The sequence below is a fragment of the Formivibrio citricus genome, from assembly GCF_900115065.1.
In the GTDB taxonomy this organism is placed as follows: Bacteria; Pseudomonadota; Gammaproteobacteria; order Burkholderiales; family Chitinibacteraceae; genus Formivibrio; species Formivibrio citricus.
In genome coordinates, this window is sequence record NZ_FOVE01000002.1 from 143,605 (window position 1) to 163,941 (window position 20,337).

Consider the following 20,337-nt stretch of genomic DNA (forward strand, 5'->3'; position numbering starts at 1 on the left):
AATATGCCGACACCGCAGAACGGGATTCTTCCCGATGCCAGCCAGCATGCCCTGTTCTTGTTGTTCCGCCGCCGCATCGGTCGCCGCGCCAGCCCCAAACTCAAGGCGATGATGGCGCAATTGCCCGAGCGGGTGGAAAAGATGCTTGCCGAATGCCCGGCCTCGCGCTTGGGGACCGTGATCGCATTCGGTTCGGCGGTTTGGGCCGAGTTGTGGAGCGACCGCCCGCAGGCGCTGCATCCATTCCCGCGTATTCCCGGCGCTGTTCATCCCGTGCCGATTACCGAAGCCGATGTTTTCCTGCATCTGCGCGCCGATCACTACGACGTGTTGCACGATCTGGCCGACCAGTTGACCCAGGAATTCGCCGAATGGTTGGACCTCCTGGAAGTGGTGCATGGTTTCCGTTACCGCGACGGACGGGATTTGCTGGGTTTCATGGACGGCGATGGCGCGATCGCGGCTGATGCGCGTCCCGAGATCGCACTGGTTGGGAAGGAAGATCCGGCATGGGTCGGCGGGAGCTACATTCACGTCCAGCGCTATGTGCATCGCATGGAAGAATGGAACAAGCTGCCGTTGAAGCAGCAGGAAACCGTGATGGGGCGGACCAAGCAGGGCAATGTCGAGTTCTCTAGGGAAGACCGGGCGCTGACTTCGCACCAGCATCGGGTCAGTATCGAGCAGGACGGCAAGCCACTCGAGATACTGCGTCGCTCAATGCCTTATGGCATTCCCGGGGGCGAGCGCGGCATGTATTTCTGTTCATACTGCCGCACGCCGCAGATCTACGAAAAAATGCTGGCCCGCATGGTGGCCCCCACGATCGACGGGCGGGTGGACCATTTGCTCAACTTCACCCGCGCCGTGACCGGTGCGGCGTTTTTCGCCCCCAGCGTGGAAAACCTCAAGCGGCTGGCGGCCTGACTTTGCATTTGCCATACAGGGTCTCCTGCTCAAGGCAGGAGACCCTGCTTTTGTAGAGTTCCGGCGTGGCTTTTTCTGTACGCCGGCGGGGACTTATGGCAAAGTCGCTGCTTCCGTGAACAAGAATAACCAGTTGGGGGAAATGATGCCCGGATTCGTCAAGACAGCCCTGTTGCCGGTTGCTGCGGCAGCGTTGTTGCTCGGCTGCGGAAAGGAAAACGCAGCGCCCAAGACAACCGTCGCGTCCAAGGCGGCAGAAGCCGCCGAGGTGGTGAAAATCGGTTTCGCCGCGCCGCTGACCGGGCCGCAGGCTCACTATGGCAAGGGTTACCAGAACGGCGTCCAGATGGCGATCGACGACGTGAATGCGGAAAACCCGACCCTGGGCGGGAAAAAGGTGAAGTTTGTCCTGCTGGCTGAAGACGACATGGCCGATCCGAAATCCGCGACCCAGGTGGCGCAGAAATTCGTCGATGCCAAGGTCGCAGGCATGATCGGCCACTTCAATTCCGGCACCTCGATCCCGGCATCCAAGATCTACAGCGATGCGGGCTTGCCACAGATTGCCATGGCGACTGCGCCGGCTTATACCGCGCAGGGTTTCAAGACCACTTTCCGTTCGATGACCTCCGATACCCAGCAGGGTTCGGTGATCGGCAAGTTCGTGGTTGAAAAGCTCAAGGCCAAACGCATTGCCATCATTGATGACCGCAGCGCCTATGGCCAGGGGCTGGCCGACGAATTCGAGAAGGCCGCCAAGGCGGCCGGAGCCGAGATCGTCAAGCGTGAGTTCACCAGCGACAAGGAAACCGATTTCACCTCGATCCTGACCGCGATCAAGGGCGTGAAGCCGGACGTCATCTTCTTCGGCGGCGCCGATGCGCAATCCGGGCCGATGGTGAAGCAGAAAAAACGTCTGGGGATGACCATTCCGCTGGTTTCCGGCGAAATGACCCGCTCCGACACCTTCCTCAAGCTGGCAGGCGCCGACGCCGAAGGAACGATCGCCTCGATGGCCGGCGTGCCGATTGAGCAGATGCCCGGCGGCAAGGCGTTCCTGGAGCGCTACAAGGCCAAGTACGGCGAGATGGAAATCTATACGCCGTATGGCTACGACGCGACGCGTGTGCTGCTGGCTGCGATGAAGAAGGCTGATTCCGCCGTTCCGGCCAAGTATCTGCCGGTGCTGGCGCAGATCAGCCACAGCGGCGTGACCTCTGCCAGGATCGCCTACGATGGCAAGGGTGACCTGAAAGATGGCGGCATCACCGTGTTCAAGGTCCAGCAGGGCAAGTGGACGGTGCTGGAAACCATCGGCGCGAAGTAAGCGTTTGCGCTTCGTCAAAACCCGCTTGGCCTGTGGCAAGCGGGTTTTTTACATCTTCAGTCCGGTCATCAGGCAGGTTAACGCAGTCGCCGCGCCACAACGCCAGCGCAGATGGGCTGAGTCGCTGACCTGGGTTTCTGCCGGGTTGATTTCCACCGAGAGTGCGCCGATGTGCCGTGCCCGCACAAAAGGGTGGGCGATGTAGGGAAAGACGCTGGTGGTGCCGATGCTGAACACCACGTCGTACCCTTCTTCGGTGGTAGCGTACAAATGGGCCAGCGCCTTTTCCGGCAGCATTTCGTTGAACAGCACCACGCGCGGGCGCAGCCAATGGCTGCACTGCGGGCAGGGCGGCGGCAACTCGGTCAGGCCGGAATAGTCTGCAACGGTTTCTTCATGGCCGCAGCGCGGGCAGTACAGGTCGAACAGGTTGCCGTGGATTTCGATTACGTCCTCGCTCCCCGCTCGGTGATGGAAGCCGTCGATGTTCTGGGTCAGCACCGTCACGGGGCAGTGTTGCTGCAAGTGCGCGATGGCTTCGTGGGCCGCGTTGGGGCGCGCTGCCCGGCAAGCCGCTTCGATTTGCGCCAGGTATTTCCAGGTGACTCCCGGTGTGCGGCGCATGACTTCGCCGGAGAGCGCCACTTCGATGGGCATGCCCTCATCGGTATGCTGGTCGTTGTAGAGCCCCCCGATGCCGCGATAGGTGGGCAGGCCGGAGTCGGCGGAGATTCCAGCGCCGGTGATGAAAAGCACGCGCTTGGCCTGTTGCAGGCGTTTGATGACTTGTTCAAGTCCGGCGAGTTCGGTGTTCACGCTATCCATTTTTCTTCCCGGTGTTGTCGCAAGACGATGTAAAACAGCCAGAGGCTGGCCAGCGCAGGCCACAGATCGCCGATCAGTGCCGCCAGACCGCTGAAATGCCGCAGATGGCCGTAATGCCAGCGGAACAGCGAGAGCCCGTCGGCAAACTGCGGCGCGAGCGGCCATGTCCAGCTTACCACTTGGGCCGCCGAGAGGCTCAACAAAGCCAGTAGTGCCCGCAGGCGGCGCGCCAGCCGCCACAGTTGCGTGAGCAGCAGTATCCCCAGCAGCCCGCCGATCACGATATTGGGGTTGATCCAGGCAAAGAACTGCGCCGGTTTGAGGAGCATGCCGGCAAAGCCCATTTTCGCGAGCAGGGCGATGCCCAGCGTCAGAACGATGGCGCGCGGCACTTGGGCCGTATGGCGTACCAGTGCCGACACGTAGAGTGCGACACCCAGGAAATTCAGCATCATTCCGCTGCCTTCCAGCAGGCGCAGGAACAATGCCGCGTCAGAAATCGGCGATACGAATGGTTGTGGCAAGCCACGCGGAGTGACGACCACACCGAGAAAGGGCTGGGTAGGGTCAAGTTGCGAAACGAACCACAGCAGGAGCCAGGCGAATCCCCACTCCATGGCTGCGCCGGGAGCGAGCGAGGCGTGGCGCCACATCTGCCACAGACGCAGGCCGCGTCTGCTGCCCAGTACCATGGCCAGCAAGCCGCCTGCCGCAGCGCCGGCTGCGTTGGTCAGGATGTCGAGATTCGAGGCAATGCGTCCCGGCAGGAATTGCTGGACGAATTCCATGATTGAGGAAAAGAGCAGTCCGGACAGGATCGCAAGCAGCCATGCCGATCCGGTGCGTCCTCGAATCAGGGTGATGCAATACCCCACCGGCAGGTAGGCAATGAAATTGATCAGGTTGTCGAAAAACGTGAAGTAATGCGGCAATGGATAGAAAAAGAACGCCAGTACCGGGGGGCCGTTGTGGTGCCAGCCGGTATACGGGTAAAGGCTGACCAGCAGGATGACCAGCAGGGTGCAGATCAGAAAATAACGGGCGAAACGCGGTGGCGCATCGTGGCGCGAAAGGTAGGCGAAGGGAGGTAGCGTGCTTTTCGGTCCCATCGGGGTGCAGTTCTTGTCTAGGAGTGTCCCGCAAGGAAAAACGGGCGGCCGTGCCGCCCGTTTGCGTGTGTTTACTTCTTGGCGGTCTTGACCTGCGTCCAGAGCTTGTTCAGTTCACGCAGCTGCGCTCCTTCGAGGGAGCCGAGCTGGGTCAGCTTCTTCTGGGCTTCGGCATCCGGGAATACCGCGGCGATTTTCTTGATGTCGGCTTGCACGAACTCGGCAGCGGCCTTGTTCGGGTTGCCGGAGCCGATCATGTTGGTCAGCTCGGAAGAGTTCTTGCCGTCCAGCATGAAGTTGATGAACTTGTAGGCCAGGTCGGGGCGCGGCGCGGTCTTCATGATCATCATGTTGTCCACTGACAGGGTGTTGCCTTCCTTCTGCAGAGAGTAGCCGATGCCGAACGGGCGGTTGGCTGCCTTGGCATCCTGGTTGGCCTGGAACATGTCGTTGGAATAGCCGTGCGCAACCCAGATGTTGCCCAGGGTGAGTTCCTTGATGTAGCTCTGGGTGTTGAAGGCGGCCCAGAACGGCTTGGCCTTGAGGATGGTTTCCTTGGCCTTGGCCAGCTCTTCCGGCTTGGTGGAATTGGCCGAGAAGCCGTTGTACATCAGGGCTGCGGCAAAGAGTTCGCGCGAATCGTCCAGAACCGTGACCTTGCCCTTGATCTTGGCGAGGATGGCCGGATCGAAAATGATGGACCAGGAGGTCGGATCGAGTTTCAGCTCTTTGAGCTTGGCATCGTTGTAGCCGACCAGCGTGGTAGTGAAGGCATAGGGCAGCGAGTACTTGTTGCCCTGATCGAACGCGCTGTTCATGAAGCCCGCATCAAGGTTCTTGACGTTGGTAAGCTTGGAGAGATCCAGAGGTTGCACCAGATTCTGTTTCACCAGAGGCTGGATGGCAAAGCCGGTCGGCACGATGATGTCGTAGCCTTTGGCTCCGGCGGACAGCTTGGCCAGCATTTCTTCCATGGCGCCGTAGTAATCCTGGACCACCTTGCATTTGCAGCTTTCTTCGAACCGTTTCACGGTTTCAGGTGCGATGTAGTTGTTCCAGTTATAGATGTGCAGTACATCGGCACTTGCCTTGGGCGCAGAAGCTGCTTGCGGCGCAGACGCCGTTTTCGGTGCAGCGTTTTCTTTTCCACAGCCAGACACCATCAAGGCGGCAGCCACCGGCAAAGCCAACAGTAACTTTTTCATCTCGGTTACCTTTTCCAGAAAGACACAGCGGTTTGAAAAATATGAAAAGGGCGGGGAACCCTTGTTCCTCGCCCCCTGCGGGCGATTATGCCACGATTTATTTTGCTGCAAAGTGCTCAACTATTCCGAGCGGAATGCATTTGGCGCAATTTTGCTCACGATCAGGATCAGCGACAGGGTCAGCATCATCAGCAGGGTCGAAACAGCGTTGACCTCCGGGTTGAGCTTCATGGGTACCTTGACGCGGGAATAGATTTCCAGGGGGAGCGTGTTTGAGCCGACTCCGGCGGTAAAGAAGCTGATGACAAAGTCGTCGATCGACAACGTGAAGGCCATCAGGGCGCCGGCGATGATGCCGGGCATGATCAACGGCAGGGTGACCTGACGGAATGCCATGAAAGGCGTGGCGCCCAGATCCCGTGCGGCTTCGACCAGCGATTCATCCATGCCTTGCAGGCGTGAGCGCACAACGATGGCGACAAAGCCGATGCAGAAGGCGATGTGCGAAAGCGTGATCGAGACCAGCCCCAGCGTCATGTCGAGCATCACAAAGAAGATCAGGAGCGATACCCCCATCAGGATTTCCGGGATGGCGATGGGGGTCAGCACCAGCGCGGGCAAAAGCCGCAAGCGCCATTTGTACATGGCATAGCCGGCCATGGTCCCCAGCACGGTGGAGCAGGCGCAGGTGACCAGCCCGATCAGCAGCGTATCGGTCGCAGCCTCCAGCATGGCGCGATCCTGGAACAGCATCACGTACCATTTCAGGGTAAAGCCCACCCATTCGGCGTTGAGGTTGGAATCGTTGAAGGAAAACAGCACCACGATGGCCAAAGGCAGATACAGAAAGGCATAGACGGCAAGGGCGACGCCCCACACCCAGCGAGCGACAGGCTTCATTTCTTTCCCTTCTTCTTGTGGCGACTACCGGCCCAGGAGGCAATCGCGGCCAGCAGCAATACGGTCAGCGTCAGCATGATCGAAAGTACCGAGCCGAACGGCCAGTCCCGGCTGTCGAGGAATTGCTGCTTGATCAGGTTGCCGACCATCATGCTGTTGGTTCCGCCCAGCAGGTCGGGAATCGCGAACATGCCCAGCGCCGGAATGAAGACCAGCGCCACGCCGGCCCAGACGCCCGGAAGACTGAGCGGCCAAGTGACTTTCCAGAAGCGCTGCCACGCATTGGCGCCGAGATCCTGTGCGGCATCCAGCAGGGTCATGTCGTGTTTTTCCAGGTTGGCGTAGAGCGGCAAGACCATGAATGGCAGGTGCACGTAGACCAGACCGACGATGACGGCGAATTGCGAGAACAGCAGCGAAACGGGTTCGATGCCGAAGACGGCCAGTACCTTGTTCAGCGTGCTGCTGAAATAGCTTTGCGGCCCCAGAATGATCATCCAGGCGTACACCCGGATCAGGAAGTTGGACCAGAACGGCAGGATGACCAGCAACACCAGAAGGTCGCGGGTTTTTCTGGCGCTGCGCGCGATGAGCCAAGCCAGCGGGTAGGCCATCACCAGGCAGACCAGCGTCGTCAAACCGGCATACCAGAATGACTTGATGAACAGTTCGACGTAGACCTTGTCCTCGACGAAGCGCAGGAAGTTTTCCAGTGTCAGGAACTCGCGCCAGTTGTTCTGGTTGATGAGCCAGGTCGATGCGCCGGCATCGCTGGTGCTGACGAGCGGCATCAATCCGCCGTAGTCGCCCGGGAAGCGAAAGGCGGCAAAGGCCATGATCAGCGAAGGGATCGCAAAGAAGATGAGCAGGTAAAGGAGCGGCGGACCGGAGATCAGCCACTTGGTCGTGTGTTTGGAATGCGCCATCGTCAACTCCTTCAGACTGGCAGGAAGTGGCCGGCGTCGAAGCGCCAGGCGAGTTCCACCAGATCGTTGTCGTCGAAGAACTTGGCCTTGCCGGGATCGGAATTGGGCAGCATGGTTTCGACCAGTGTGCCGTTTTCCAGCTCGATGATGTAGATGGTGACGTCGCCCAGGTACAGGCAGTCGTGCACCTGTCCCTTGAAATGGACTTCGTCGGCATCGTCGGCCGGCAAAGTGACGCCGAGCTTGATCTTTTCCGGGCGCAGGGAAAGGGCTCCCTTGGTTCCGATCTCGATCCCTTCGACTTTCTGCGCTTCGGCGATGCCCACGCCGGCGATCTCGATTTTCATGCGCTCGGCGCCGATTTCCGTAACGGTGGCGTCGAGCAGGTTGCACTGGCCGATGAAGTCGGCGACGAAGCGGTTTTTCGGGTAGCTGTAGATGGTTTCCGGAACGTCGAGCTGTTCGACCTTGCCCTTGTTCATGACCGCGATGCGGTGCGACAGCGCCAGCGCTTCGCCCTGATCGTGGGTCACATAAACGAAGGTGACGCCGACTTCCTTCTGCAGCGTGATCAGTTCGATCTGCATCTGCTCGCGCAATTTGGCATCGAGCGCCGAAAGCGGTTCGTCGAGCAGCAGCAGACGCGGACGGCTCACGAGCGCGCGAGCGATGGCCACGCGCTGGCGCTGGCCGCCGGAGAGTTCGTGCGGGAAGCGGGTCGCGAACTGTTGCAGACGTACGTCTTCGAGCGCTTCCTGCACCATGGCCTTGATTTCGGCTTCCGGGCGCTGCTCCATTTTCAGCGGGAAAGCGATGTTCTGCGCCACGGTCATGTGCGGGAACAGGGCGTAATTCTGGAATACGGTGTGGACCGGGCGCTTTTCCGGAGGGACGTGAGCCATGTCCTGACCGTCGAGGATGATCTGGCCGTGATCCGGTTTCTCAAAGCCAGCCAGCATGCGCAAGAGCGTGGTCTTGCCGCAGCCGGACGGGCCGAGCAGGGTGAAGAATTCGCCAGCCTCGATCGACAGGCTGACATGATTCACGGCGGTGAAATCGCCGAATTTCTTTACAACGTCGCGAATCTCCAGGAGTGCCATGATCATCCCCACGAAAAATGGCCGCTATTCTAGCAAAAACGCGGGCGGGTAACAGGGCATTTTTTCCAAGAAATGCAAAGACTTGGCGATGATCGGATGATCGGGGGATGTCGTGGTGCCGGAGCGGGTTTTTTGAGGGCGTGGCAGGTCTTTGTTGCGGGGGTAGGCCGATTTTTGCTTGCGCCGAGCTTGCGCAAAAGGGGCATTTTGGGCCGCGCGCTGCCCCGGCGCGACAGGCCGGGACGGCGCGTGGACAGGCGGACTTACTGTGCGCGAATCATGGTGCCGACGCCGGCTGCGGTCAGCACTTCCAGCAGCAGGGCATGCTTCACCCGGCCGTCGATGATGTGCACGGAGTTGACACCGTTTTTCGCGGCATCAAGCGCCGATGAAATCTTGGGCAGCATTCCGCCGGAAATCGTGCCGTCGGCGAAAAGCTCGTCGATGCGCTTGGCGGTCAGTCCGGTGAGCAGGTTGCCCTGTTTGTCGAGCACGCCCGGCGTGTTGGTCATCAGGATCAGCTTTTCGGCATTCAGTGTTTCCGCGAGCTTGCCGGCGACCAGATCGGCGTTGATGTTGAAACTCTCGCCTTCGTGATCCACGCCAATCGGGGCGATGACCGGGATGAAGTCCTGGGTATCGAGGTGCTGCACCAGGGTCGGGTCGATGGATTCGATCTCGCCGACCTGGCCGATGTCGATCAGTTCGTCGTCGCCTGCGCCCTTCAGGAACATCTTGTGCGCCTTGATGAAGTGGCCGTCCTGGCCGGTCAGCCCCACGGCCTTGCCGCCGTGCTTGTTGATCAGCGAGACGATTTCCTTGTTCACATGCCCGCCCAGCACCATTTCCACCACGTCCATGGTTTCGGCGTCGGTTACGCGCATGCCCTGGATGAACTCGCCCTTCTTGCCGATGCGGTCGAGCAGTTCGTTGATCTGCGGACCACCGCCATGCACGACGACCGGGTTCATGCCGACCAGCTTCAGCAGCACCACGTCCTGGGCAAAACCTTCCTTGAGCTCTTCATCGATCATGGCGTTGCCGCCGTATTTGATGACGATGGTCTTGTCGAAGAAGCGCTGGATGTAGGGCAGGGCTTCGGAAAGGATCTCGGCTTTTTGCAACGGGTCGATGGCGTGGGTCATGGCTGGCTCCTGTTGGAATGAGGCGATTTTATCAGAAGCGCCTTCAAAAATTGTGGCGAGCCCGCGATCCGTGCGCATGGATTTATGGTTTTGAAGTACTTGCACAATCCGGTCTGATGCAGACCGCGGAGAAGTGCAAATTTGATGGTGTCGTGCGGAGGTGCTCAAGAGTAGAATTTGCCGGTCCGGAACGGAGAAAAAAATCCATGAAAAAAAGATTGCTTGCTTTTGGCTGCTTGTCCTTATTGCTGCAAAACGCATGGGCCGCCGATTTGCTGGAAGCCTGGAGTTCTGCACGCAAGACCGATGCAGTCTTTTCCGCCGCCCGCAACGGTTTGCTCGCCGGCAGGGAAAAAGCAGCACAGGGCGATGCTCTGTTATTGCCGAAGCTGTCCTTGGCGGGCAATGCCGGGCGTGCCAATAGCGAGTTCGACCCGGAGAAGCCCACTTCTACCTCGCAGTCCTACAACCGTAACGGCAACAGCTATGGCTACAGCCTGAGCCTGACCCAGCCGGTCTACCGGATTGAGGCCTTGGCCGGCGCGGATCAATTGCGCAAGCAAACGGCCTTGGCGGAAATCCAGTATCGGCAAGCCGAATCGGATTTGATTCAGCGGGTGGCCAAAGCTTATTTCGATGTGGTGCTGGCCGAAGAAAAGATTCGCCAGATCGCAGCCCAGAAAGAAGCCGTTTCTCAGCAATTGGCGCAAGCCAAGCTGTCTTTTGAGGTTGGGGTGGCCACGATTACCGACGTGGATGCCGCTCAGGCCAGTTACGACGGTCTGTTGTCGCAGGAAATCGCGGCGCTGAACGACCGCGAAGTGAAATATCAGGCATTCGAACAATTGACCGGACTGAAACCGCAAACTCTCGCTCCGGTCAGCGACAAGCTGCAACCGGGCATGCCGGAACCCGCCACGGTCGATCCGTGGCTCAAGCGCGCCGACGAAGGAAATTTCACCCTGCTTTCCCAGAGATTGAATCTGGAAATCGCGCGCCGTGAAGTGGATAAATACAAGATGGAGACCGCGCCTGGACTGGATCTGGTAGCGAGCTATGGCAGCAAGTGGGAAAGCGCATCGCTGACCAAGACGGCGGGCGTGGAAAAGACGGCCACAGGCCAGATCATGCTGCAATTGAGCGTGCCGCTCTATACCGGCGGCAACCGTTCCTCGCAATTCCGTGAAGCTATCGCCAAGCAGGATCAGCAGCGCGACAACGTGGAAGCGGCGCGGCGCGATACGGTTCTGTCCACCCGGAAGGCTTTCCTTGGCGTGCAAAGCGGCGCGGCCCAGATCAAGGCATTGCAGCAATCGCTCAATTCCAGCAAGTCGCTCGTGGATTCCACGACGTTGGGCAAGGAAGTGGGGGTGCGAACGATTGTCGATGTACTTAATGCCCAGCAGCAATATTATTCCACGCGTTACGATCTGACTTCGGCCCGTTGCAATTACCTGCTTTCGCGTCTGCAATTAGCAGCGGCTGTGGGCGATTTGGGTGAAAAGGATCTGGAAGAAGTGGCTGGATGGCTGGCCAAATAAAAACCCCTTCCAGGGGAAGGCTAATCGCCCATTGGAAATGAATCGCGGTGTGATTTTTATTGTTTTTAGCCGGGATGCAAAAACTTGTATTTCTTAAAGCCAATGTGCATAATCAAGCGGGCAAGAAATTAATTTCCAACCGATCGAACATTGGAGAATGTCGTGGCAGATCTTTCCACCCTGAGCCTTGTTGAGCTCGCTGATTTGAAGAAAAAGATTGACGTCGAAATCGTACGTCGCAAGGAAGCTGAAAAGCAGAATTTGCGGGCAGAAATGCTGCGTATGGCTGCGGCTGCAGGCCTGTCTCTGGCCGATGTGCTCGGCGCAGAAAAGAAGGGCCGCAAGGTTGCTTCTTCCGGTGTTGCCCAATTCCGCAATCCGGCCGATGCCGAGCAAACCTGGACCGGCCGTGGCCGCAAGCCGCAATGGGTGCTGGACTGGCTTGCCAGCGGCAAATCCATCGACGATTTGCGTATTTGAGCATGTTGAACCCATGCAAAAGGGCGGCGTGAGCCGCCCTTTTTTGTTCGAATTGAATTCGCCAATGACGGGCTTTTTATGTCTCACGCACTGACACGGCATCTTAATCCGGAACAAATGGCCGCAGTGGAACTGCCGGCCGAGCATGCACTGATCCTGGCCGGAGCGGGAAGCGGCAAAACCCGTGTTCTGACAACACGGATTGCGTGGCTGCTTTCCACGGGGATGGCGACCCCCTCCGGCATTCTTGCGGTGACTTTCACCAACAAGGCCGCCAAGGAAATGCTGACCCGCCTAACGGCGATGCTGCCGCTCAATCCGCGCGGCTTGTGGATCGGCACGTTCCACGGTCTGTGCAACCGCATGTTGCGCCTGCATTGGCGCGAAGCCGGCCTGCCTGAGGCGTTTGCCATTCTCGATAGCCAGGACCAGCTCTCGGCGGTGAAGCGGGTCATGAAAGCGATCAATGTCGATGACGAGCGCTACCCCCCCAAGACCGTGCAACTCTATATCAACGGCCACAAGGAAAACGGCCGCCGCGCGGAAAGCGTCGATGCATGGGACGACTATTCGCACATGCTCAGAACGATTTACACGGAATACGAGCGCCAGTGCCAGCGCGAAGGCGTGGCCGATTTTGCCGAGCTGCTGCTGCGCTGTTATGAATTGCTGGAGCGCAATCAGGCTTTGCGCGCGCACTACCAGTCGCGATTCAGGCATATCCTCGTCGATGAATTCCAGGATACCAATCGTTTGCAGTATCAATGGCTGCAGCTTTTTGTCGGCGAAAGCAATGCGCTGTTTGCCGTGGGCGATGACGACCAGTCCATTTATGCCTTTCGTGGTGCCAATGTTGGCAATATGCAGGACTTCCAGCGTGATTACGCGGTAAAGCATGTGATTCGTCTTGAGCGTAATTACCGCTCGCACGGCAATATTCTCGATGCCGCCAATGCGGTAATTGCTCGAAACCGTCAACGTTTGGGTAAAAACCTCTGGACCGAGGCAGAGGCGGGCGAGCCGATACGCGTTTATGAGGCCGCGACGGATTTCGAAGAAGCGGAATTCATTGTCGATGAAGCACGCAATCTGGTGCGCGATGGAGTCAATCCGACCGAAATCGCCGTGCTATATCGTGCCAATGCCCAATCGCGGATTGTCGAGCATGCTCTGTTCACCGCCGGAATCCCCTATCGCGTTTACGGCGGGTTGCGCTTTTTCGAGCGCCAGGAAATCAAGCATGCCATGGCGTATTTGCGCCTGATTGCCAATCCCGAAGACGACAATGCCCTGCTGCGGATCATCAATTTCCCCACGCGCGGAATCGGCGCACGTACCGTCGAAGGATTGCAGGATCAGGCGCGCATGGCGGGCACCAGTCTGTGGCAGGTAGCCTGTGGCGGGGCCGGCGGGCGTGGCGGTGCGGCGGTAGCCCGGTTCGTCCAGTTGGTCGAAACGCTGCGCAGCCAGGTGCAATCCCTGCCGTTGCCGGAAATGGTCGATGTCATGCTGGACGTTTCCGGCTTGCGCGCGCATTACCGGTCCGAGCGTGAAGGGGAAGAGCGGCTGGCCAACCTCGACGAACTGATCAATGCCGCAGCCACCTTTGTCGCCGAAGATGAAAACGACCTGCTCGCATTCCTCTCCCATGCCTCCCTCGAAGCGGGCGAACATCAGGCCGGTTCGGGCGAAGCAGCGATTCAGCTCATGACGGTGCATGCGGCCAAGGGGCTGGAATTCCACGCCGTATTCCTGAGCGGGCTGGAAGAAGGGTTGTTTCCGCATGACAACAGCCTGAACGACGCCAACGGGCTGGAAGAAGAGCGCCGCCTCATGTATGTGGCGATCACGCGCGCCCGGCGCCGTCTCTACCTGTCTCTGGCGCAGAGCCGCATGCTGCACGGGCAGACCCGCTTCGGGATCGCGTCGCGTTTCCTGGCGGAGATTCCTGCCGATCTGCTCAAATACCTGAACCGCGGCTATGCCCCGTCCGCGCAGCCCGTGGCGAGAAAGGTGGAGGCAGCTCCGGAACATGGTCTGGCCATCGGCATGACGGTGCAGCATCCCAAATTCGGCCAGGGGGTCGTGGTCGATAGCGAAGGGCAGGGCAAAGGGGCCAACGTGCAGGTCAACTTCCGTGATCATGGCCTCAAATGGCTTGCGGTTGCTTATGCCAAACTGCAACCGGTAGGCTAAATTGAAGTCATGGCAGAAATCCGTCCCTACTCCTTCATAAAACCCGCGCCGGTTCCCGAGGCTGAAGCGGAGCCCGTTCCGGCTTTTTCGGCCGGGCCGGACCTGTCGCGCCTTTCCTTCCTGGTCATCGACAGCGTGACGGACATGCGGGTGGCTACCTGCTCCATGCTCAACGAGTTCGGCGCCGGCAATGTCGATTACGCCGCGCGCTCCGGCGATGCGCTGGGCATGCTGCGGCGCAAGGAATACGACGTCGTGCTGTCCGAATACGACCTTGGGCACGGGTTCGACGGCTTGTATCTCTTTGAGGAAGCGCGTCGTCACGGCATCCTGAAAGCCTCATGCGTATTCATGATCGTGACCGCGGAGCGGCGCGCAACACGCGTGATCGGCGCTGCCGAACTGGCGCCCGATGCCATCGTACTCAAGCCCTATACCGGTGACATGCTGTACGGCAAGCTGGTCCGCGCCATCCGTCGCAAGGCGCGTCTCCGCCCCATCGACGAGGCGGTTCTGGCGCACGATTTCCTGCGCGCCATCCATCTGTGCGAAGCCGAAATCGAAGCCGGCGGCGATGATGCGACCAGCTTCCTGCGCATGAAGGTGCATTTGCTGCTGCGGATAGGTGACTGGGCCGCGGCACGGGACTTGTGCCGCGAAGTTCTCGCACAAGCCGATCTCCCGTGGGCGCGCATGGCGCTGGGCAAGTCGCTCTACCATCTGGGAAGCCATGAAGAAGCACGTACCGTTTTCCAGGGGGTGATCGCGGAGCATGAGCTGGTCATGGAGGCCTATGACTGGCTGGCCAAAAGCCAGAGTGCTGGCGGGGATGGCCCCGGGGCGCTGGAGACCCTGCGACGGGCGGTGGCCCGCTCGCCCTATGTGATCGGACGGCAGCGCGATCTGGGCGATGTGGCGTGGCATAACGGCGATCTGGCGACTGCCGATGCTGCGATATCCGAAACGGTGCGCCTGTCGCGCTACTCTTTCTGGCGCGACCCGGGAGACTACGGCCGGCTGGCGCAAGTGCAGATTGCGCGCGGCGACACCCTGGGCGCGCGACGAACGGCTACGGAAATTCGTCGGGAATTCAAGGATGCGCCGGCTGCAGCCATGGCCGATGCGCTGGATGCGGATATCTGGCTGAAGCACGGGGACAAGATCAGGGCACGCGATGCACTGGACCAGGCATTGCACGGCCTGTCCACGCTGCTCGCGCCGCCGCCTTCCGAAGTCGGGCTCGTGCTGGCGCAAGCCTGCATGAACCAGCAGCGTTTCGAGGTCGGCGAAAAGATTGTCCGGACAGTCCTGAAAAACCGGCACGATGACGCCGGCTTGCAGGGACGGGTTACGACGCTGTTCCGCCAAGCCGGGCGCGAAGAGGTGGCATCGCGGCTGATCGAGGAAACGAACCAGGATATCGTCACCCTCAACAACGAAGCCGTGCGCCTGGCCCAGAGCGGCGAGCTGGCGGCTGCCGCGGAGCGGTTCATCAAGGCCGTGGCCGACATGCCTGCCAACCTGATGGTCTTGCTCAATGCGATCAACGCGCTGCTGGCATTCGTGAATCGGGAAGGCTGGCACGAAACCTACATGCGCCGGGCTGCGGAATACCTTGAGCGCGTACGGGAGCTGGATCAGGATAACGGCCGGGCGCTGCAACTTGCCGAGATCCACCGCAAGACCTGCCAGCGTTTTGGAAGAACTTGATCGACGCCGCAAAGCCGGTTTGAATCTTCCGGCAACAGCGCCTAGATTAATAATCTGGATTACGGCTACAGGAAACGGAGAGCCCCCTCATGCAAGCCATTTTGACCATAGAAAAACACAAAGCGCACATTGCCCTTGATGGGGTCTTTACTTTTGAGGCGCATCGCGAGTTCAAGGCAGCCACGATGGGCGCACTTGGCAACGAAGGGGTCGAAGAGATCGAAATCGATTTCAATGCCGTGGAATATATCGATTCCGCAGCGTTGGGCATGTTGCTGCTGTTGAACGAGCGCGCCGGAGGGCGCAAGATCGTGCTGCGCAACTGCACCGGAACGGTCAGGGCGGTGCTGGACGTGGCCAATTTCGGGAAGATATTCGAAATCAGGTAACCGCAAGCGCGCAATCAAGAGAAAAGCCGGCTGTCATGCCGGCTTTTTTGACTTTCTGATTTTGGGTTTGCAGTCCTACGGCAGGTTGTTGACCGACCCGCCCTTGGCAGGGATGGTGCCGATCCGCGCCTTGAGCGAAGTCGAGTTGCTGCCGAAGTCGGGCGCGTAGTGCATGGCGTTGGCCATGACTTTTTTCACATAGTCGCGCGTTTCGGTGAACGGAATGTTCTCGATGTAGACGGCCGCTTCGAGTGGTCGGTCGGCCTGCCAGGCGCGGGCGCGCCCTGGACCGGCGTTGTAGCCGGCGCTGGCAAGTACCTGGCTGGAACCCAGCTTCTTCCAGACCTCGCCGAGATAATGGCTGCCCAGCGCTACGTTGTTGGAAATCTCGTTGACGTTGTTGAGGTCGAATTTCTTCCAGCCCAGTTTCTTGGCAACCCATCTGGCGGTTGCGGGCATCAGCTGCATCAGGCCGCGGGCGCCGACGCCGGATTTTGCGTCGCTGATGAAGCGGCTTTCCTGGCGCATCAGGCCATAGACCCAAGCCGGATCGAGCCCTTCCGCCCGTGCCCTTTTCTCGACGATGTCGCGGTACGGAGTCAGGTAGCGCAACTCGTAGTTGTGCAATTGCTTGGTACGGTCGGCGGCGTAGATGGCACGGTCGTGCCACCGTTCGCGGCGAGCGCCCTCGGCCGCGGCGATCAGCATCTGGTCGGAAAGCCCACGCATGGCCCAGTTCCATTCTCGTATGGCTTCCGTGCGCCAGTTCTGCTGCAGGAGCGCGAACGCACGTTTTACGCCGGGCTGCGCCATCATGGCGCGGATCTCGTCCTCGCTGGCCCGGTACTGAACGGCCGGGGTGGAAAGCACGGTGCCAAGTTCCTCGCGGGCGAGCAGGCTGTAAAACTCGTCGCCGTTGGTAATGTTGCTGAAAAGCTGGTTGGCCTCCACTGTGCGCCCCAGCTCGCGCAGGGCGCGCGCGCGCCAGTAGCGCCAGACGGTTTCCTTGCGCTCGGTATCCGGCAGCGCGTCGATGCGGGCCAGCACGCCTCTCCAGTCGCCGGCACGCAATCCTGCACGGATGGCCCAGGCGCGCGATTCGGCATTCATCCCGCCTGCGCCGGCATGCGCAAGCCAGGCATTGGCCTGCGGATGGTGGCGCTTGGCGGCCAGGACGCCGATTACGCGCCAGCCGTAGCGGCGGTCGGCTTCCGGCCAGTGCGACTCCATGCCGGAGAGCAGTTTGGCTGCCTGTTCGGGATCGTTGCGAGCCAAACGCGAGAGCGCATAAAGCGCGGCTTCGCGTCCGGCGCGGGATTCTGCTGCCTGTTGCCCGCCGCGGGCCGGTTGCTGGCGCAAGCCGGCGAGATTCTTGGCCGAAAGTGCGGCTGGCGAGCCGACGCGCGCTGCGATCTGTGCCGCCAGTTCGGTGTTGTCATCGAACAGGGCAAGGCGAATGCGCTTCCACGCGTCTTCGGTATTGAGCAGGCCTTGCGCGAAAAGCGCATCGAAGACAGGTGCGCAAGCCAGCGGCAGCCCCTGCCCGGTGAGCCAGAGCGGTTTTGCTTGCAACAGGACAGGCCGCTGTCCGAGCGCGAGGCCCGCCTGAGCCTGATAGCACTGGAGCTCGGTCGCGGGCTTCTCCAGTTTCGGGTATTCGGCAACGTAGGCTGGCCAGTCCTGACGGCGGCCCAGTTCCTTGAGCCATTCTGCGCGGAAGCGCTCGGCAAGCGGCGTATCCGGGTAACGGGTAAAGAAATCGGCGACTTCGACGGCGCTCAGGGTGCGGATGCGGTCGCTGAGCCAGTAATAGCGCGGGTACATTTCCAGTAGGTCGCCCTGGCTTTTTTCCATGAGCCGGGCCAGTTGCGGCGTGTTGTGGCTGCGCGCGGCTTCCAGCACGGCGGGAAGATCGACTTTGGCGTGGACGGGCAGGACGAGGGCGAACAGCAGGGTGGACAGCAGTTTCTTCATGGCAGGCGGCACAACGGTGAGTGAACCCAGCATAAACGATGCGCCCGGGACTGTCATGCGGGGGGATGTAACAAAACCTATTCATTCCCGTTCAGGTTCAAAACGATGCTTGGTCATCGGCATTTGTCGTGCGGTCTGGCGTCCGTTTCATCTGCAGCTCAAAATTTTCATGTTCTACTTGTGCGCCCCTGTTTTTGCGCTGCTCTTCACCCCGCTGACGGCTTATCGCGACAGATCGTGAAGAGGTTCCTGGAAAATGTGGGAGTGGATGCAATCCGCGAACCCGATGCTTGCCAAAAACAACGCCCGGTCATGTGCCGTAATGCCGTTCACTTAAGAAAAGTGAGCGGCATTTTTCTTGAACAGCGCGGCATGCAGCACGCTCCGCCCTGGAAGGCGCCGAGAAGCACAGCAAGGCGCGGGAATTCGGCGAGCACTGTTTGAGGCCGCAGGCCGAGTTGCGCAGCCGCCGCGTCTTGCGAGCATCGCAGGGAACCCCGCAGGGGCGCCGGAGTGGGCTCGCCTAGGGGTGAAGGGGATTTGGCGAGACAAATCCCTTTCCCGTCTGCCGGGCGGAACCGGCTGTAAACCCTGCGCCGCAGGCGCATAAAAATCCTTAAGTGAACAACATTGCGGTCATGTGCCGGGCGTTGCCTGTTCAGGGCGGAGGGCGTGTGCCGATTCACTCTACCAGTTCAACCGCCGCCTTCGACAAATACCAGCGCTTGCCGCTCATGACCATCACGCCCGGCAGGTCGATTTTCATGCCGTTGGAAAGTGCATGGTTCTTGTTTTGCGGAAAGCGCCACTCCTGTCCGTTCTTGCGCACGACCAGCACCGGGTTGTTCGCATCGGAATGATCTACGCTGGTTTGTGCTCCGGCCTTGGCGAAAGCGCTTTCCGCTTCCACGTACAGGGTCGAGGTGGCCTTTTCCAGGTCGAGGCCGAGATGCCGGGCCATGGTTTTGGCCACGTCGGTGTTTTCGATCACGCCGGTGGGGTGGGTGCGTTTCGGCGTCCAGGCATACCAGACCACGTCTTCGCCCGTGTGGCCGTTGGTGGTGAAGCCGATCTTGGCGCGGCGCGCCAGGATCGGGCCGGTGGCATAGTTGATGTCCGCGGCCTTGGCCTTGACCACGCTGGCGACTTCTTCGTCGCTCAGGTCGTCGATCCCCCATTCCTCGGCGATTACCTCGCGCACGTTGCTGCGATCCTTGTTCAGCTTGAGGCCGATGCCTTCGCCGGTCAGGCGCGCGCGGCGCAGCGGTTCGACGAATACGAAGAGCGGTTCTTTGTCATAGCTCTTGGATGTGGTCTGGTTGCCCATGGTGATGCCGGAGTTGCCGTGGTCGGAAAGGGCAAAGACGGCGGTGTGGCCATCCTTCCTGGCAAAGGCCAGCGCTTCGGCCACGGCGCGGTCGAAGGCCAGAACGTCGGAAACGATCCCGGCCGGATCGTTGGCATGCGCGGCCCAGTCGATCTTGGAGCCTTCAACCATCAGGAAAAAGCCGTTCGGGTTTTTCGAGAGCAGCTCGATGGCCTTGCGCGTCATTTCGGCGAGCGACGGTTCTTTGGCCGGATCGCGGTCGAGCTCGTATTTCATGTCCTTGGCGGCAAACAGCCCCCAGACCTTGTCGCGCTTGAGCGAGGCCATTTCGGCCGGTGTATTCACGATGGCATAACCCTGTTCTTTCAGCGAGCCGATCATGTCTTCCCTGTCCTTGCGGTTTTCCGCCAGCAGATACCGGTATCCGCCGCCGAAAACGACGTCGATGCGGTTGTAGACCTGCTGTTCGCTGAGATTGTCGTAGGCCTTGCGCGAGGGATCGTGCGCCGAAAAGTCGGCCGGCGTGGCGTGCATGATTTCGCTGGTGGCCACGAGGCCGGTGGATTTTCCGGCGAGCCGTGCGGCTTCCAGAATGGTGGCGACCGGGCGGTGGACTTCGTTTTTTGGTGTGGCCGGTACGCCGGGCATGCCGACCTTGGCCGGTAGTACAGCGACGTTGCCGGTCTGGCTCTTGAAACCCGTGGCGAAAGCCGAGCCGGCCGGCGCGGAATCGCCGATCGGTGTGTCCGCGTTGTAGGTGCGCACGAGCCCCGCTGCCATTTCGTCGAGCGCCAGCGGTTTGCCGCCCTGCACCCAGCGCGCCAGCGTGGTTCCGCCCACGCTCATGCCGTCGGGGATCAGGATGATGACGTTCCTGATGTCGGGTATCGGGGGTGGGGCTGCTTGCGTACCGAGCGCAAGGCTGCAAAAAACGGAACCGATCAAAAGCTGGAGGGTGCGGTTTTTCATCGAGGCTTGTTCCTGTGAAGGTAGATGGGGAGGCTTGGGTGAATCACTTCGCGGCACCGCAGATCAGCGCGTCGATGGCCTGTGCGCGCGGAATGTGGGCGTTGACGTGTTTGTAGGCGTAGCGCACACCGGGCCTGAGCTGGTCGGCGTAGGTCATGGGCGCAAGCGCGGCGCGCAGTGCGGGCTCTCCGCCGGGATAGCGGTCCGCGTAATAGCGGATGTGCAGCTCCTGGATTTGCAGAGCCATTTCCCTGGTCAGACTGAACATGCTTCACCTCGATAGCGAT

18 protein-coding genes are annotated in these 20,337 nt (G+C 60.1%); 8 read left to right on the plus strand and 10 right to left on the minus strand.

The genetic code is table 11. The features are described 5' to 3' along the window. Positions 1-3 precede the first annotated feature (3 nt). Both BMZ36_RS01900 and BMZ36_RS01905 read left to right on the plus strand, forming a co-directional pair. On the plus strand, positions 4-927 hold the full coding sequence (locus BMZ36_RS01900) for a Dyp-type peroxidase (protein ID WP_091190455.1): 924 nt from the start codon (positions 4-6) through the stop codon (positions 925-927). 145 nt (positions 928-1,072) lie between these two features. Then, entirely contained in the window at positions 1,073-2,254 is a 1,182-nt protein-coding gene (locus tag BMZ36_RS01905; RefSeq protein WP_091190821.1) for a branched-chain amino acid ABC transporter substrate-binding protein, read from the plus strand. Positions 2,255-2,302: 48 nt separating this feature from the next. On the opposite strand, the gene BMZ36_RS01910 is transcribed toward BMZ36_RS01905, so the two are convergent. The 7 genes from BMZ36_RS01910 to argB all read right to left on the minus strand — a co-directional run bounded on the left by BMZ36_RS01910 (position 2,303) and on the right by argB (position 9,464). Next, positions 2,303-3,079 (minus strand): SIR2 family NAD-dependent protein deacylase, encoded by a 777-nt coding sequence (locus BMZ36_RS01910; RefSeq protein WP_218142606.1) that lies wholly within the window; start codon positions 3,077-3,079, stop codon positions 2,303-2,305. Beyond that, a complete protein-coding gene (locus BMZ36_RS01915; protein ID WP_091190459.1) occupies positions 3,067-4,188 on the minus strand; it encodes a VanZ family protein in 1,122 nt (373 codons plus the stop codon). Before BMZ36_RS01915 ends, BMZ36_RS01910 begins: the two co-directional genes overlap by 13 nt. A gap of 71 nt (positions 4,189-4,259) precedes the next feature. Continuing rightward, positions 4,260-5,393, minus strand: coding sequence for a polyamine ABC transporter substrate-binding protein (locus BMZ36_RS01920; protein ID WP_245747745.1), 1,134 nt, complete (start codon positions 5,391-5,393; stop codon positions 4,260-4,262). A gap of 120 nt (positions 5,394-5,513) precedes the next feature. Further along, positions 5,514-6,293, minus strand: a complete 780-nt coding sequence (locus tag BMZ36_RS01925; RefSeq protein ID WP_091190462.1) for an ABC transporter permease — start codon at positions 6,291-6,293, stop codon at positions 5,514-5,516. Continuing rightward, positions 6,290-7,219, minus strand: coding sequence for an ABC transporter permease (locus BMZ36_RS01930; protein WP_091190465.1), 930 nt, complete (start codon positions 7,217-7,219; stop codon positions 6,290-6,292). Before BMZ36_RS01930 ends, BMZ36_RS01925 begins: the two co-directional genes overlap by 4 nt. A gap of 11 nt (positions 7,220-7,230) precedes the next feature. Next, positions 7,231-8,319, minus strand: coding sequence for an ABC transporter ATP-binding protein (locus tag BMZ36_RS01935; protein WP_091190832.1), 1,089 nt, complete (start codon positions 8,317-8,319; stop codon positions 7,231-7,233). Between the two features lie 263 nt (positions 8,320-8,582). Further along, positions 8,583-9,464 (minus strand): acetylglutamate kinase, encoded by an 882-nt coding sequence (gene argB, locus BMZ36_RS01940; protein WP_091190468.1) that lies wholly within the window; start codon positions 9,462-9,464, stop codon positions 8,583-8,585. A gap of 206 nt (positions 9,465-9,670) precedes the next feature. Between argB and BMZ36_RS01945 the strand changes: the two genes are divergently transcribed. The 5 genes from BMZ36_RS01945 to BMZ36_RS01965 all read left to right on the plus strand — a co-directional run bounded on the left by BMZ36_RS01945 (position 9,671) and on the right by BMZ36_RS01965 (position 15,780). Then, on the plus strand, positions 9,671-11,005 hold the full coding sequence (locus tag BMZ36_RS01945) for a TolC family outer membrane protein (protein ID WP_177187736.1): 1,335 nt from the start codon (positions 9,671-9,673) through the stop codon (positions 11,003-11,005). 162 nt (positions 11,006-11,167) lie between these two features. After that, a complete protein-coding gene (locus BMZ36_RS01950) occupies positions 11,168-11,485 on the plus strand; it encodes an H-NS histone family protein (protein ID WP_091190835.1) in 318 nt (105 codons plus the stop codon). A gap of 78 nt (positions 11,486-11,563) precedes the next feature. Beyond that, positions 11,564-13,681, plus strand: a complete 2,118-nt coding sequence (locus tag BMZ36_RS01955; protein ID WP_091190478.1) for a UvrD-helicase domain-containing protein — start codon at positions 11,564-11,566, stop codon at positions 13,679-13,681. A gap of 9 nt (positions 13,682-13,690) precedes the next feature. Continuing rightward, complete coding sequence (locus BMZ36_RS01960; RefSeq protein ID WP_091190484.1) at positions 13,691-15,391, plus strand: tetratricopeptide repeat protein; 1,701 nt, start codon at positions 13,691-13,693, stop codon at positions 15,389-15,391. Positions 15,392-15,480: 89 nt separating this feature from the next. Beyond that, positions 15,481-15,780, plus strand: a complete 300-nt coding sequence (locus BMZ36_RS01965; RefSeq protein ID WP_091190488.1) for an STAS domain-containing protein — start codon at positions 15,481-15,483, stop codon at positions 15,778-15,780. Between the two features lie 75 nt (positions 15,781-15,855). Here BMZ36_RS01965 and BMZ36_RS01970 read toward each other — a convergent pair whose 3' ends face one another. Continuing rightward, on the minus strand, positions 15,856-17,754 hold the full coding sequence (locus tag BMZ36_RS01970; RefSeq protein WP_177187737.1) for a lytic transglycosylase domain-containing protein: 1,899 nt from the start codon (positions 17,752-17,754) through the stop codon (positions 15,856-15,858). On the opposite strand from BMZ36_RS01970, the gene BMZ36_RS14475 reads away from it, so the two are divergent. Next, positions 17,753-17,995 carry a hypothetical protein gene (locus BMZ36_RS14475; protein ID WP_177187738.1) on the plus strand — a complete coding sequence of 81 codons (243 nt, stop codon included), beginning with the start codon at positions 17,753-17,755 and terminating at the stop codon, positions 17,993-17,995. The genes BMZ36_RS01970 and BMZ36_RS14475 overlap by 2 nt on opposite strands. A gap of 441 nt (positions 17,996-18,436) precedes the next feature. On the opposite strand, the gene BMZ36_RS01975 is transcribed toward BMZ36_RS14475, so the two are convergent. Further along, positions 18,437-20,050: an alkaline phosphatase gene (locus BMZ36_RS01975; protein ID WP_091190495.1), complete on the minus strand. Its 1,614-nt coding sequence runs from the start codon at positions 20,048-20,050 to the stop codon at positions 18,437-18,439. A gap of 43 nt (positions 20,051-20,093) precedes the next feature. Then, entirely contained in the window at positions 20,094-20,318 is a 225-nt protein-coding gene (locus tag BMZ36_RS01980) for a hypothetical protein (RefSeq protein ID WP_091190500.1), read from the minus strand. Positions 20,319-20,337 lie beyond the last annotated feature (19 nt).